The organism is Streptomyces sp. GC420, assembly GCF_009916105.1.
Classification (GTDB): domain Bacteria; phylum Actinomycetota; class Actinomycetes; order Streptomycetales; family Streptomycetaceae; genus Streptomyces.
The window spans coordinates 1-13498 of sequence record NZ_JAAAXQ010000222.1 but is presented as its reverse complement, the minus strand read 5'-3'; the positions used below and the strand labels follow the sequence as shown (position 1 = coordinate 13498).

10 protein-coding genes are annotated in these 13498 nt (G+C 73.9%); 4 read left to right on the top strand and 6 right to left on the bottom strand.

Annotation, left to right across the window (positions count from 1 at the left end; translation table 11 throughout):
• From dnaG to GUY61_RS24305, 4 genes are all read right to left on the bottom strand, one after another.
• Positions 1-1468, bottom strand: a 1468-nt coding sequence (dnaG, locus tag GUY61_RS24320; RefSeq protein ID WP_166632376.1) for a DNA primase, incomplete at its 3' end; no start/stop codon positions are given.
• Between the two features lie 240 nt (positions 1469-1708).
• Entirely contained in the window at positions 1709-2968 is a 1260-nt protein-coding gene (locus tag GUY61_RS24315) for an FAD-dependent oxidoreductase (protein ID WP_166632375.1), read from the bottom strand.
• A 119-nt stretch (positions 2969-3087) separates the two neighbouring features.
• Positions 3088-4476, bottom strand: coding sequence for a deoxyguanosinetriphosphate triphosphohydrolase (locus GUY61_RS24310; protein WP_243766718.1), 1389 nt, complete (start codon positions 4474-4476; stop codon positions 3088-3090).
• 35 nt (positions 4477-4511) lie between these two features.
• Positions 4512-5516 (bottom strand): CbiX/SirB N-terminal domain-containing protein, encoded by a 1005-nt coding sequence (locus GUY61_RS24305; RefSeq protein WP_166632374.1) that lies wholly within the window; start codon positions 5514-5516, stop codon positions 4512-4514.
• A gap of 350 nt (positions 5517-5866) precedes the next feature.
• Here GUY61_RS24305 and GUY61_RS24300 point away from each other — a divergent pair, with 350 nt between their 5' ends.
• The 3 genes from GUY61_RS24300 to GUY61_RS24290 all read left to right on the top strand — a co-directional run bounded on the left by GUY61_RS24300 (position 5867) and on the right by GUY61_RS24290 (position 10018).
• A complete protein-coding gene (locus tag GUY61_RS24300) occupies positions 5867-6478 on the top strand; it encodes a vancomycin high temperature exclusion protein (protein ID WP_243766719.1) in 612 nt (203 codons plus the stop codon).
• Positions 6479-6646: 168 nt separating this feature from the next.
• Positions 6647-8932 (top strand): molybdopterin oxidoreductase family protein, encoded by a 2286-nt coding sequence (locus tag GUY61_RS24295; protein WP_166632372.1) that lies wholly within the window; start codon positions 6647-6649, stop codon positions 8930-8932.
• 666 nt (positions 8933-9598) lie between these two features.
• Positions 9599-10018 carry a DoxX family membrane protein gene (locus GUY61_RS24290; RefSeq protein ID WP_166632377.1) on the top strand — a complete coding sequence of 140 codons (420 nt, stop codon included), beginning with the start codon at positions 9599-9601 and terminating at the stop codon, positions 10016-10018.
• Between the two features lie 19 nt (positions 10019-10037).
• Here the strand turns inward: GUY61_RS24290 and GUY61_RS24285 are convergent, their stop codons facing one another.
• Together GUY61_RS24285 and cutA are read right to left on the bottom strand one after the other, a co-directional pair.
• Positions 10038-10505, bottom strand: a complete 468-nt coding sequence (locus GUY61_RS24285; RefSeq protein WP_166632371.1) for a gamma-glutamylcyclotransferase family protein — start codon at positions 10503-10505, stop codon at positions 10038-10040.
• Positions 10502-10840 carry a divalent-cation tolerance protein CutA gene (gene cutA, locus GUY61_RS24280; RefSeq protein WP_166632370.1) on the bottom strand — a complete coding sequence of 113 codons (339 nt, stop codon included), beginning with the start codon at positions 10838-10840 and terminating at the stop codon, positions 10502-10504. Before cutA ends, GUY61_RS24285 begins: the two co-directional genes overlap by 4 nt.
• A 413-nt stretch (positions 10841-11253) precedes the next feature.
• Here cutA and GUY61_RS24275 point away from each other — a divergent pair.
• The coding region (locus GUY61_RS24275) for a SpoIIE family protein phosphatase (protein ID WP_166632369.1) at positions 11254-13498 on the top strand (2245 nt) is incomplete at its 3' end.

Genomic DNA, 13498 nt, shown 5'->3' with positions numbered 1-13498 from the left:
GCAGCAGGGCGTCCTTGTTCGGCACGTGGTGGTACAGCGACATCGGGTTCGCATCGAGCGCGGTCGCGAGTTTGCGCATGGTCAGCGCCTCGACCCCGTCCGCATCGATGAGCCGCAGGGCGGCGGCGCCGCGCTCCCTGGCCCAGCGGGCGAGCTGGGCCACGCGGCGCACCACGAACTGGGTGTCCAGGATGCCGAGGATGCCCGCGAGCTGCACCGCGGACTCGTGCTGGATGGCGATGTTCTTGATGTTGGCGACGATCGGGGCCGCCTCGTCGAGGGCGGCGGCGCGGCCGGCGGGGGTGTCGAGGTTGTGCCGCTTGACCATCTGCCGGATGGCGAACTCGAAGAGCGGCGTGCGGGTCTCGACGAGGGACTCGACGGCACTGTCGCCCTCGGCGAGGCGCAGTTCGCAGGGGTCCATGCCGCCCGGGGTGATCGCGATGGAGGTCTCGGCGGCGAACTTCTGATCGTCCTCGAAGGCGCGCAGGGCGGCCTTCTGGCCCGCCGCGTCGCCGTCGAAGGTGAAGATGACCTCGGCGGTGGCGTTGTCCATCAGCAGTCTGCGGAGGATCTTGATGTGGTCGCTGCCGAAGGCGGTGCCGCAGGTGGCGATGGCGGTGGTGACGCCGGCGAGGTGGCAGGCCATGACGTCGGTGTAGCCCTCGACGACGACGGCCCGGCTCGTCCGGGCGATCTCCTTCTTGGCGAGGTCGATGCCGTAGAGGACCTGGGACTTCTTGTAGATCGCCGTCTCGGGCGTGTTGAGGTACTTCGGACCGTTGTCGTCCTCGCGGAGCTTGCGGGCGCCGAAGCCGACGACCTCGCCGGTGATGTCGCGGATGGGCCACATCAGGCGGCCGCGGAAACGGTCGATGGGTTTGCCGCTGCGGCTGTCCTGGGCGAGACCGGAGAGGATCAGTTCCTTGTCGCTGAAGCCCTTGCCGCGCAGATAGCGGGTGAGGTGGTCCCAGCCGGCCGGGCTGTAGCCGACGCCGAAGTGCTGGGCGGCGTTCTGGTCGAAGCCGCGCTCGGCGAGGAACGTGCGGCCGATCTCGGCCTCGGGGCCGTCCAGCTGCTCGATGTAGAACTGCGCGGCGATCTTGTGCGCCTCGACGAGCCGGATGCGCTCGCCGCGCTGGCTGTTCGGGGTGTACCCGCCCTCCTCGTACCGCAGGGTGATCCCCGCGGTGCCGGCGAGGCGCTCGACCGCCTCGGAGAAGGAGAGGTGGTCGATCTTCATGACGAAGTCGAGGGTGTCGCCGCCGGCCTGGCAGCCGAAGCAGTAGTACAGCCCCTTGCTGGGGCTGACCTGGAACGACGGCGACTTCTCGTCGTGGAAGGGGCACAGGCCCTTGAGGTTTCCGCCTCCGGCGTTGCGCAGCTGGAGGTACTCGGACACGACGGCGTCGATGGGGACCGCGTCCCGCACCGCCTTCACGTCGTCGTCGTTGATCCTGCCTGCCACGCGGGAATTCTACGTTCACGCTCGGACAGTCGAGGCCCGCCGCCGGTGGACGGCCGACACGGCCGGGTCCGGGAGCACCCGTCGTCCCGGCCGGGCCCGGGAGCACGCCGGACGCGGACGGGCGGGGTCCGGGAGCACGCGTCGTCCCGGCCCGGACCCGGGAGAGCACGCGGGACGCGGGACGCGGACCGGCCGGCGCCGGGACTACGCGGGGCGCGGACCGGCCCCCGCCGCCCGGGGTCAGGCCAGCGATTCCAGAGGGACCGACGGGTCGCTCAGCGCCTCCTGGTCGACGACCGTCCCCGAGCGGATCAGGTTCTGGATGTGCTCCACGACGTCCCAGACGTTCACGTTCATCCCGGCCAGCACCCGGCCCTCCTTCAGCCAGAAGGCGATGAACCGGCGCTTGCCGGTGTCGCCGCGCACCAGCACCTGGTCGTAGGAGCCGGGCGGCGCGTAGCCGGAGTACTCGAGCCCGACGTCGTACTGGTCGGAGAAGAAGTACGGAACCCGGTCGTACGACACGTCGTGGTCCAGCATCGCGCGGGCGGCGGCGGGCCCGCCGTTGAGGGCGTTGGCCCAGTGTTCGACGCGCAGCCGCGTCCCGAGCAGCGGGTGGCGGGCCGCGGCGACGTCACCCGCGGCGAAGATGTTCGGGTCGGACGTGCGCAGCGAGGCGTCGACGGCGATGCCGCCGCCCTCGGCGCGGGGCACGAGTTCCAGTCCCGCCGCCTCGGCGAGCGCGGTGCGCGGGGCGGCGCCGATGGCGGCCAGGACGTCGTGGGCGGGGTGCTCCCCGCCGTCGTCGGTGCGGGCTGCGAGGACCACGCCGTCCTGACCGACGATCTCCGTGAGCCGCACCCCGAAGTGGAAGCGGACGCCGTGCTCACTGTGCAGGTCGGTGAAGAGCTGCCCGAGTTCGGGCCCGAGCACCTGGTGGAGCGGGGTGGGCAGCGGTTCGACGACGGTCACCTCGGCACCGTACGAGCGGGCGGCGGCGGCCACTTCGAGGCCGATCCAGCCCGCGCCGGCGATCACCAGGTGCCCGTTGTCGCGGCCGAGGGAGGACAGCACTCCGCGCAGCCGTTCGGCGTGCGAGAGGCGGCGCAGGTGGTGCACTCCGGCCAGGTCGGTGCCGGGGATGTCGAGCCGGCGGGGCTCCGCGCCCGTGGCCAGCAGCAGCCGGTCGTAGTGGAGGCGGGTGCCGTCGCCGAGCCGGACGGTCCGGTTCTCGCGGTCGAGGTGCACGGCGGGCTGTCCGAGGTGCAGCTCGATCTCCGCCTGGGCGTACCACGCGGGCTCGTGGATGAAGACGCTGTCCCGCTCCTCCTTGCCGAGGAGGTAGCCCTTGGAGAGCGGCGGGCGTTCGTACGGGTGGTCGAGTTCGTCGCAGACGAGGATCACCCTGCCGGTGAAACCCTCGGCACGGAGGGTCTCCGCGGCTTTCGCTCCGGCGAGTCCCCCTCCGACAATGACGAACGTCTGATCCGCGTCGACCACTTGTTGCCTCCTGGTGTGCTTGTAACGCAGCGCTTGTCACGCAACGCCGCTCCAGCGAGCGTCCCGCACGCAGCGTGATGCGGGAAGAGGGGGTGACCGCTTCCGGTCACCCCGAGTGGTCAGTTCACCGGGCGGCGGGACGTCAGCCGGGCGTGCAGGGTGCGGGCCGAGGCGTCGGTGAGCGCGGCGATCTGATCCACGATCACCCGCTGTCTCGCCCTGTCGTCGTCCGCGGCCCCGAACAGCGCGGCGAACTGACGGTCCATGCCCTCGGGTGCCCGGGCGGTGAGGGCCTCGGCGAGCTCCGCGAGAACGATCCGCTGCTCGGCGCGCAGCCGTTCCTGGTCGTCCCGCTGCATCACGTAGCGGTCGGCCACGGCCTTGAGCACGGCGCACTCCATACGGGTCGTACGGGGCACGACCAGCTCGGCGCCGTACCGGGTGAGCCGGCCCGAGCCGTACGCCGCGCGGGTCGCCCCCTCGGCTGCCAGGCAGAACCGGCCGATCAGCTGGCTGGTGGTGTCCTTCAGGCGGGCCTGGGCCACTGCCGAGCCGTCGTAGGTGGACGGCCACCACTCCTGGGCGGTGAGCCGGTTCAGCGCCTCCTCCAGTTCCGCGGGGTCGGTGCCGCGCGGCACGTAGCGCCCGAGGGCGACGGCGAAGATGTCCAGCCGCTCGGGCTCGGCGAGCAGCAGCGCGGGGTCGAGGTGCCCGGCGTGCAGGCCGTCCTCCACGTCGTGCACGGAGTACGCCACGTCGTCGGACCAGTCCATGACCTGAGCCTCGAAGCATGCCCTGCCCTCGGGCGCGCCCCGGCGCAGCCAGTCGAAGACCGGCAGGTCGTCCTCGTACACCCCGAATTTCGGGGAGTCCGGCTCGGTGGGGTGACCGCCGCGGGGCCAGGGGTACTTGGTGGCGGCGTCCAGGGCCGCCCTGGTCAGGTTGAGGCCGACGCTCACCAGGCCGCCGGTGGCGGGCTCGCGGACGAACCGCTTGGGTTCCAGGCGGGTGAGCAGCCGCAGCGACTGCGCGTTGCCCTCGAAGCCGCCGCACTCCTTGGCGAAGTCGTTGAGCGCCTGCTCTCCGTTGTGCCCGAAGGGCGGGTGCCCCATGTCGTGGGAGAGGCAGGCGGCTTCGACGAGGTCGGGATCGCAGCCGAGGGCCGCGCCGAGTTCCCTGCCGACCTGGGCGCACTCCAGGGAGTGGGTCAGCCGGGTGCGAGGGCTGGCGTCCCATGCCTGGGCGAGTGACCCCGGTGTGACGACCTGGGTCTTGCCGGCGAGGCGGCGCAGCGCGGCGGAGTGCAGCACCCGCGCTCGGTCACGCTGGAAGGCGGTGCGGCCGGGCCGCTTGTCGGGCTCCGCCGCCCAGCGCTCGGCGGCGGCCCCGTCGTAGGGGCCGTGCGGGCCGGACGCGTCCTGCGGGCCGTGCCCGTCGTGCGGGCGGTGCGGGTCGTACGGATCGTGCGGGTCGTGGGCGGTCCCGCCCTGTGCTCGCATGCCTTCCATGCCCCGACGGTAACCGGAGGCACCGGCAAAAGGGATCAGGCGGTGGCCAGCTGAGACCGCGCGGCAGTGAGCGGAACGGCACGTGCCTGGTCGTAGCGGTGCAGCAGCAGACGCGCCATGGCGGGGTGCGCGCCGAGCGGCGCCGCGGCGATCCAGGACCCGGCGGCCGCGGTCTGGCTCGCGAAGCGGCCGGGCGCGGTGAAGTAGGAGGCGATCGCGACGCGGCGGCGGCCGCGGGCGGTCAGGGTGCGCACGGCGGCGGGCACGGTGGGGGTGGCGGCGGAGGCGTAGGCGGGCAGCACCGGGACGCCGCCGAGCCGTTCGCCGAGAAGCGCCGCGGTGCGCCGGGCCGCTGCGGTGGACTCGGGATCGCGGGAGCCCGCGGCGGCGAGGACGACGCCGCTGCCACGGGTGTCGTCGGCGGTCCAGCCCGCTTCGACCAGGCGGGCGTACAGCGTCTCGACGAGCAGGGGGTGCGGGCCGAGCGGCTCGGCGACGCGGATCGCGAGCTCCGGGAACCCGGCGGCGGCCTGGGGAATGTCCTGCTTGACGTGGTAGCCGCTGCCGAGCAGCAGCGGCACGAGCACGGCGGAGCGACGGCTCCCCGACGGCGCGGACGGGGTGGACGCGGCCGGCGCGGAGGCGGCCGCTGACGCGAGCGAGGCGAGGGTGCCGGTCAGCAGGGGCTGCTCCAGTTCGATGTGCCCGAGCCGCACGTCGAGGCCGGGGCGCAGCTCACGCACCAGGTCGAGGAGAGCCGTGACGGTCCGCAGGGCGGCGGGGTCGCGGCTGCCGTGCGCCACGGCCACCAGCGTGGGAGCCGCCTCCGCCGTGCCCGCCTCCGCCGAGCGTGCCCCCGCCGCCGTCTCCCGGTGGCCCGGTGAGCGCGGACCGCGCGGGGCCATCCGGCTGAGCCGGCTCCCGAGCTGTGCGTTGATCTGGTTCATGAGCTGCGCCGTGCTTTCGAGGGGAAACGGATCGATGGGCTCGAAGGGATCGATGGGCTCGAGCGGACCGCTGGAGGATGTCGACGCCGTCATGGACCGATCCTGTCGTCCGGACGTTGCCGGGCCGTTGCGCGGTGGTGACGGGTGTTTGCCGCGGCCTCACAGTGCGCCGGGGGCGGATGTCAGGTCCCCGGCCCGGAACCATCCGGCCCCGGGAGACGTACTTGAGGGAGGGGAACGATCACAGAGCGACGGGGGGAGAGACCGCGATGCGCCTCGCGCGACCACCGGCCGTGGGCGGGCTCCTGGCCCGGGCTCGGCGCGTGTCCTGGGCGCGCGGGCCGCACCGGCCGGGGCAGCAGCGGCCGGCGGCCCGGCCGGGGCTCCCCCGGCTCCGGCTGCCGCGCACCCGGCGAGGGCGGCGGCGGGCCGTCCGGGCCCTGATGCTGCTGTGCGTGCTGGCGCTGCTTCCGGCGGGCTGGCTGCGGCTGACCGCCGACGACCGGATCCGGAGCACCGGCTCGGTGCCCGGGGCGCCGGTCGCGGTGGTGTTCGGGGCCGGGCTGTGGCGCGGCGGCCCCTCCCCCTATCTCGCGAACCGGCTGGACGCGGCCGCCGAGCTGTACCGCGCGGGGAAGATCGACGTCGTCCTGGTGACCGGCGACAACAGCCGTGAGGACTACGACGAACCCGACGCCATGCGCGCGTACCTGACCGAGCGCGGGGTGCCGGACCGGTGGATCGTGTCGGATTACGCCGGTTTCGACACCTGGGACTCGTGTGTGCGGGCGAAGAAGATCTTCGGCGTGAATCATGCGGTGCTGATCAGTCAGGACTTCCACATACGCAGGACGCTCGCGCTGTGCCAGGCCGCGGGCATCGAGGCGTACGGCGTCGGGGTCACGGAACGACGGGACGCGACCTGGTACTACGGCAACACCAGGGAGGTCCTCGCGGCGGGCAAGGCGGCGCTCGACGTGCTGTTCGAGCCGGATCCCCGTTTCCTCGGCGAGCGGGAGAAGGGCGTCGAACAGGCACTCGCCGCCGCGCGCTGACGCGAGCCGTCGGCCGCAGTCCCGTCCCGGTCCGCGGCTCCTGACGGGTCCGGGGCTCACACCGGGGGCGGGGCCTCACACCGGAGGGCGGGCCGCGCTGAGGTGCGCGTACCGACGGTGTAACCCCGGCTCGTCAGGGGCGTAACACCGCTGACGCACGCTGAGGGCATGGACGACGTGACGACCGCCCCGGCCACCACCGAGACGCACTGCCCGTACTGCGCCCTGCAGTGCGGCATGGGGCTGCGCCCGCGGTCCGGCACCGAGGGCGGGCTGGACGTCGTCGAGCGCGCCGACTTCCCTGTGAACCGGGGCGCACTGTGCGGCAAGGGCCGTACGGCGCCGGAGCTGCTCTCCTCCCGGGTGCGCCTGACCGAGCCCCTCGTCCGATCCCATGCCACGGGCAAGCTCGAACCGGCCACCTGGGAGGAGGCACTGCGCCGGGTCGCGGACGGCCTGGCCGGCACGCGCGAGGCGCACGGTCCCGACGCGGTCGGGGTCTTCGGCGGCGGCGGACTCACCAACGAGAAGGCGTACACGCTGGGGAAGTTCGCGCGAGTGGTGCTGGGCACCTCGCAGATCGACTACAACGGCCGCTTCTGCATGTCATCGGCGGCCGCGGCGGGCAACATCGCCTTCGGCCTGGACCGCGGGCTGCCCTTCCCTCTCGAGGACATCCCGCGCACCGGGTGCGTGATCCTCGTCGGCTCCAACCCGGGCGAGACGATGCCGCCCGCGCTGCGCTACTTCACCGAGCTGCGCGAGAACGGCGGCAAGCTGATCGTGGTCGACCCCCGGCGGACGAAGACCGCCGAGCAGGCCGATCTCCACCTCGCCCCGCGCCCCGGCACGGATCTGGCACTCGCACTCGGCCTGCTGCACCTCGTGGTCGCCGAGGGCCGCACGGACGAGGAGTTCATCCGCACCCGCACGACCGGATGGGCCGAGGCGCGGTCCGCGGCCATGGCCCACTGGCCGGAGCTGGTCGAGCGCCTCACGGGCGTGCCGCTGCCGCAGCTGCGCGAGACGGTACGGATGTTCTGCGGGGCCGAGTCGTCGATGGTGCTGACCGCGCGCGGGCCCGAGCAGCAGTCGAAGGGCACGGACACCGTCGGCGCGTGGATCAACCTGTGCCTGGCCACGGGCCGGGCGGGCCGCCCGCTGTCCGGCTACGGCTGCCTGACCGGGCAGGGCAACGGCCAGGGCGGCCGCGAGCACGGCCAGAAGGCCGACCAGCTGCCCGGCTACCGCAAGCTCACCGACCCGGCGGCGCGCGCCCACGTCGCCGAGGTCTGGGGTGTGGACCCCGACTCCCTGCCGGGCCCGGGCCGCAGTGCCTACGAACTCCTGGACGCCCTCGGCCGGGACGTCCGCTCGCTGCTGCTGATGGGCTCCAACCCCGTGGTCTCCGCGCCGCGCGCGGCCCACGTCGAGACGCGTATCCGCTCGCTGGACTTCCTCGCGGTCGCCGACGTCGTGCTGTCCGAGACGGCCCGCCTCGCGGACGTGGTCCTGCCCGTCACCCAGTGGGCGGAGGAGACCGGCACCATGACCAACCTGGAGGGCCGGGTCCTGCTGCGCCGCCGCGCGATCACGCCTCCGCCGGGTGTGCGCAGTGACCTTCAGGTGCTGCACGAGCTGGCGGCCCTGCTGGGCCACGAGAAGGGGTTCCCCTCCGACCCGGAGGAGGTCTTCGAGGAGCTCCGCCGCGCCTCGGCGGGCGGGCCCGCCGACTACTCCGGCATCACGTACCGGCGCATCGAGGCGGAGCAGGGCGTCTTCTGGCCCTGCCCGGAGCCCGGCGCCCCCGCCGGGAGCGGCAGCGTAAGCGGTGCCGTGGGCTCCGGCCGGCCGGCCACCGGTGACGCCGACGGCGAGGGTGAGGGCGAGGACGCCGCCCTCGACGTGCCGCTCGACGACCCGGCGCGCGACGTCGACACCGCCACGCGGCCGGTCGCCGCGCCCGCGCCCGCGCCGCATCCCGGTACCCCGCGGCTCTTCCTGGACCGGTTCGCGACCGAGGACGGCCGCGCACGGTTCGTGCCCGTGGTGCACCGGCCGGCGGCGGAGGACACGGACGAGGAGTACCCGGTGCTGCTCACGACGGGCCGGGTGCTGGCGCAGTACCAGTCGGGGGCGCAGACCCGGCTCGTGGACGAGCTGAACGCGGCGGCCCCGGAGCCGTTCGTGCAGCTGCACCCGAGGCTCGCGGACCGGGTCGGGGTCCGCGAAGGCGACCCGGTCGCGGTGGTCTCCCGCCGCGGCCGGGCCGTGGCGCCGGCCCGCGTCTCGACGGACATCAGGCCGGACACGGTGTTCATGCCCTTCCACTGGTACGGGGAGGGCCGGGCCAACACCCTGACGAACCCGGCCCTGGACCCGACCTCCCGGATGCCGGAGTTCAAGGTGTGCGCGGTCCGCCTGGAACCCGCCGGTGCGGAGACCGCGGGCTGACCTCGGCCGGGTGGCCGCCGGCACCCGCCCACCGGCGGCTCCGCCCAGGCGAGCCGCCCCCCGGCGGACGCCGCCGGACGTACCGGCCGGGTCCTCGGCCGGCCCGCGTACCTGGCAGGCCCGCGGTTCAGGCCGAAGCGCCTGGGACCGCCTTCCGGAGACCGAGCGCGGCCGGGGCGACCCGGCGCCGACCCGGACCGTGAGACCCCGACCGTGAGACCTGGACCGTGGAATCCGGACCAGTGGCGTGGCCCGGCCGGCCGTCGGGCCCCTGGCCCGGGAGGCGCCGGCGCGCCTGCTGCCCGGCGGGCGCCTTCCGGCCGCGCCGCCCCTCGGTGGCCACTGGACGCGCGCCAGCGACGTGGGGATCGACGCCGTGAGGGCCCGACCGCACTCCCATCGCCGGGAAACCGCTGTTCGGGCCCGCGGCAACGCCCGGCCCCCTGCCGGTGGTCGCGGTCTCGCGCGGCGGCACCGGCCGCGAGGGTCTGGACGCGGCCCACGGGCCGGCCGACCGCATGGAGGCGCGGGCCGCCTGAGCCCGCGCTGTGAGCCCGCGACCGCTCGTGCCCCGGGGGTCCGGCGGCCGGGTGGGCAAGGCCGCGCGGCGGTAAAATGGCCTGAGTGGTTCACGGTTCAACCGCCACCCACGTCCCGGAGGTCACTATGGACGTCCTGGTGCTCATCGGACGGATTCTCTTCGTCCTGCTCTTCCTCAACTCGGCCATCGGCCACCTCACGCAGACCAAGGCCATGGCCGGCTACGCGCAGGCCCGCGGCGTGCCCGCCGCGACCGCCGCCACCTTCGGCAGCGGGGTGCTGCTCCTCCTGGGCTCCCTCAGCGTCGTTCTCGGGGTGTGGGCCGATCTGGGCGCCCTGCTCCTCTTCGCCTTCCTGCTCCCGACCGCCGTGATGATGCACGCGTTCTGGAAGGAGGCGGACGGCCAGGCCCGGCAGATGGAGATGATCCAGTTCTTCAAGGACCTCTCCCTGGCGGGCGCGTGCCTGATGGTGCTGGCCTTCGTCGCGTACGTGGGCGACGAGCTGGGACTGGTGATCACCGGGCCGCTCTTCGACCTCGGCTGACGCGGCCCTGGTGAACGCCTCAGCCGTCCCGCAGCCGCGCCGCGCGCCAGTCCCCGCCCGGGATCGGGCGGCCGACCGCCCGCAGCTCCCGCGCGACGCGGTCGGCCGCGAGGTAGACCCAGGCGCGGACGCGGACGCCGTCCGGGCGTACGACGTGGCGGGCGACCCGCAGATAGAGGCTCGACGGGTCGTCGGGCGCGTACTCCTCCAAGTGGTCGAGGGAGGCGAGGAGTGCGGCGTAGTGCCCGGGCGCGGGGTGGACGATTTCGCCGAGCACCGGTCCTGCGCCGGAGGCCTCGACCGCGTACGGGTAGCCGGGGCCGTCGAACAGGAGCGCCCCGGGAAGCCGGGCGGGCTCCTCCAGAACGGTGCGGCCGCGCAGCAGGAGGTCGTGGTTGCATTCGCCCGGGCGCAGCGTTCCGTAGACGAAGAACGGGAGACGGGGATCCGCGCCGGCCGCCGCCCCTGCCGTCGTTCCGGCCGTCATCCGGCCGCTCTCGTCTCGTCGGTGACCCAGTCGAGGTACTCCGCGCTGCCGCGCACCACGGGCGTCGCGATGATCTCCGGTGTGTCGTAGTCGTGGGCCCGCTTCAGATGCGCCTCCAGGGCGTCGTAGCGCGCCGCGGTGGTCTTGAACAGCACCTGCCACTCCTCGGTGGTCTCCACCGCCCCGTCCCAGTGGTAGACGGAGGTCACCGGACCGCCGATCTGCGCGCATGCGGCGAGACGGGCCTCCACCGCGCCGTGCGCGAGGGCGCGCGCCTTGTCGGTGCTGTCGGTCGTGGTCAGCACGGTCAGCCACTGGGCCGGAGCCGGGTCCATCGGTGCACGCCCTCCTGCGATTCGTACGGCCGCCATTCGTACCCGTACGGCTGCGATCCGTACGGCGGACCTCCACGGTACGGAAGGAGGACGGTCCGCTCCCGCCCGGCCCGCGCCGCCCCGCCTGCCGCGGTGCGGGGGCGCGGACACGCCCCGACCCGCCACAGGCCCTCGCCGTCCGCCCACCGCCGGGACGGCCGGTGTCCGGCCCCGGAGGGCTTCCGCCGCCGGGCGGGCGTGGGCCCGGACTGGTCGCACACGACCCCGAACCGACGATATGGTGAATTGCGTCACAGGACGTGCCCCAGTGATCACCGGACGGCCGAGAGCCTCGATCGCCGGGGTGAGTGGTGCTCGGCCTGCCGCATGAGACCGATCGGGAGTCGAGCATGACCGCGCATGCCGCGGATCGTATGGATCCCCAGAGAGCGGCCGAGCTCGTCCGGGCCGACCGGCTGCGACTCCTCGCGGCTGTGGAGAAGCAGCTCGGCGACACGCAGATGCTCCAGTACGCCCTCCAGCAGGCGACGGCCGAGCTCGGAGGACTGGGCGGCATGGCGCACATACGCGTGCGTGACATCGGTCTGGCACTGCGGCTGGTGGCGAGCAGCGGTCTTCCTCCGGCCCTCACCCAGGTGTGGGAGAACATCTCGGAAGAGGGCACGGTCGCACCCGCCCGGGCCGTGCAGCGGGGCGCGGTCGCCTTCGCGCCCTCGGTCGTCGTACCCCAGCAGGCTTTCGGCCGTACCCCGGTCGTCCCCCAGGTCACCGGGGTGCCGCCGGACACCGGGATGGTGGCCGTGCCCGTTCCCGGCCCCGACGGCCCGCTCGGCGCCCTGTCCGTGCTCGTGCCCGGGCGCGGCGCACCCACGCCCGGTGCCGCGCAGCTCGCGTTCCTCCAGCACGTGGCCCGTTGGGCGGGGAAACGGCTGCGGCTGGCCCCGCCCGGCCCGGAAGGCGTGTCGCCCGCCCTGCTGCAGGAGCCGGCTCCGGCCCGGGGCCGGGGACAGGAGACCGTCGCCGGCGGAACCTGGGAGTGGGACCTGCCCACCGGCGACATGGTCGTGGACGAGCAGCTGCTCGACACGCTGGGGATCGACCGGGAGATATTCGGCAGCACCATCGAGTCCTGGGCCGCCTGCATTCACCCCGACGACGTGTCCTGGGTGGTGGCGGAGGCCGACCGGGCGATCGGCGCCCACGGGCCGTTCGACATCGAGTACCGGATCCGCCGCGTGGACGGCGACTACGCCTGGGTGCGGTCCCGTGGCCAGACGGTCTCCGGAGCGGACGGGGAGCCGGCCCGCATGGTGGGCACCGCCTGGAACGTCACCGAGAAGCATGCCTCGCTGGAGTCGGTGGGCCGCGCGCTGCTCCATATGAGCGACGGGTTCCTCTCCGTCACGGGTGACGGCCGGATCGGGTTCGTCAACGCGGCGGCCGAGCGGGTTCTCGGGCCCTCGCAGAGCCTGCTGGGGCGGTTCCTGTGGGACATACCCGCCGTGCGCGGAGTATCCGGGCTGGACACATGGTGCCGCAAGGCCGCCGCCGAGGGCGTGCCCACAGAACGCGACGCCCCGCTCCCGGCCGTCGGCCGCTGGAGCCACCTGCGGCTCGTCCCGGTCCCCGACGGGCTCACCCTCTACATCACGGACGTCACGGAGAAACACCTGCGCGAGGAGGCCGACCGGGCCGCCTCGGAGCGGGCCGCCTTCGTCGCCGCCATCACCCGGATGCTCACCGAGACGGTCACCGCTCAGGACGTGGTGAAGGCCATCGCCGACACCGTGCTGCCCTTCTTCCGGGCCACCGGGCTGCTGATCACGGCACTGGAGGACAGCCGCCTCGCTCTCGTCGGGGCCGTCGGCCATTCCGCCGAGTTCCTGAAGCACTTCCCGCCGGAGCCTCTGGAACGCCTCCACGGCATCCCGCTCGAGCCCACCTCCGCCACTCCCGTGGGCGAGGCGCTCCTGACCCGCGCCCCGGTGTTCGTCACGTCGACGGACGAGTTCGTCACCCGCTACCCGAGACTGGCCGGCCCCGGGGCCCGCATGGAGCAGGAGACGATGGCCGTGCTGCCGCTGGCCGTCTCGGGCAGCCCCATCGGCGGGCTCGTCATCTCCTGGCCCGAGCCGCGCTCCTTCACCGAGGACGAGCGCGCCCTGCTCGAGGCCCTGAGCGGCCAGGTCGCCCAGGCCCTGGAACGGGCCCGCCTGTACGACGCGGCCACCACCAGCGCCCGCGAACTCCAGCGCGACCTGCTGCCCCGGGCGCTGCCCTCGCTGCCCGCCGTCACCACCGCGGCCCGCTACGTGCCCGCCGGACAGGGCGCCGAGATCGGCGGCGACTGGTACGACGTCATCCCCCTGTCCGCCGACCGGGTCGCCCTGGTCGTCGGCGACGTCATGGGCCACGGTCTGCCCGAAGCCGCCGCCATGGGCCGCCTGCGTACGGCCGTACGCACCCTCGCCCATCTGGAGCTGCCCCCCGAGGACGTCCTGGCCCGCCTCAACGACATCGTCGGCGACCTCGGCAACGACCGCTTCGCCACCTGCCTGTACGGCATCTACGACCCCGTCACCGGCGATTTCCGCTATGCCAACGCCGGCCACCCGCCGCCCGCCGCGGTCCTCCCCGGCTCCGCCGTCTCCTTCTTCC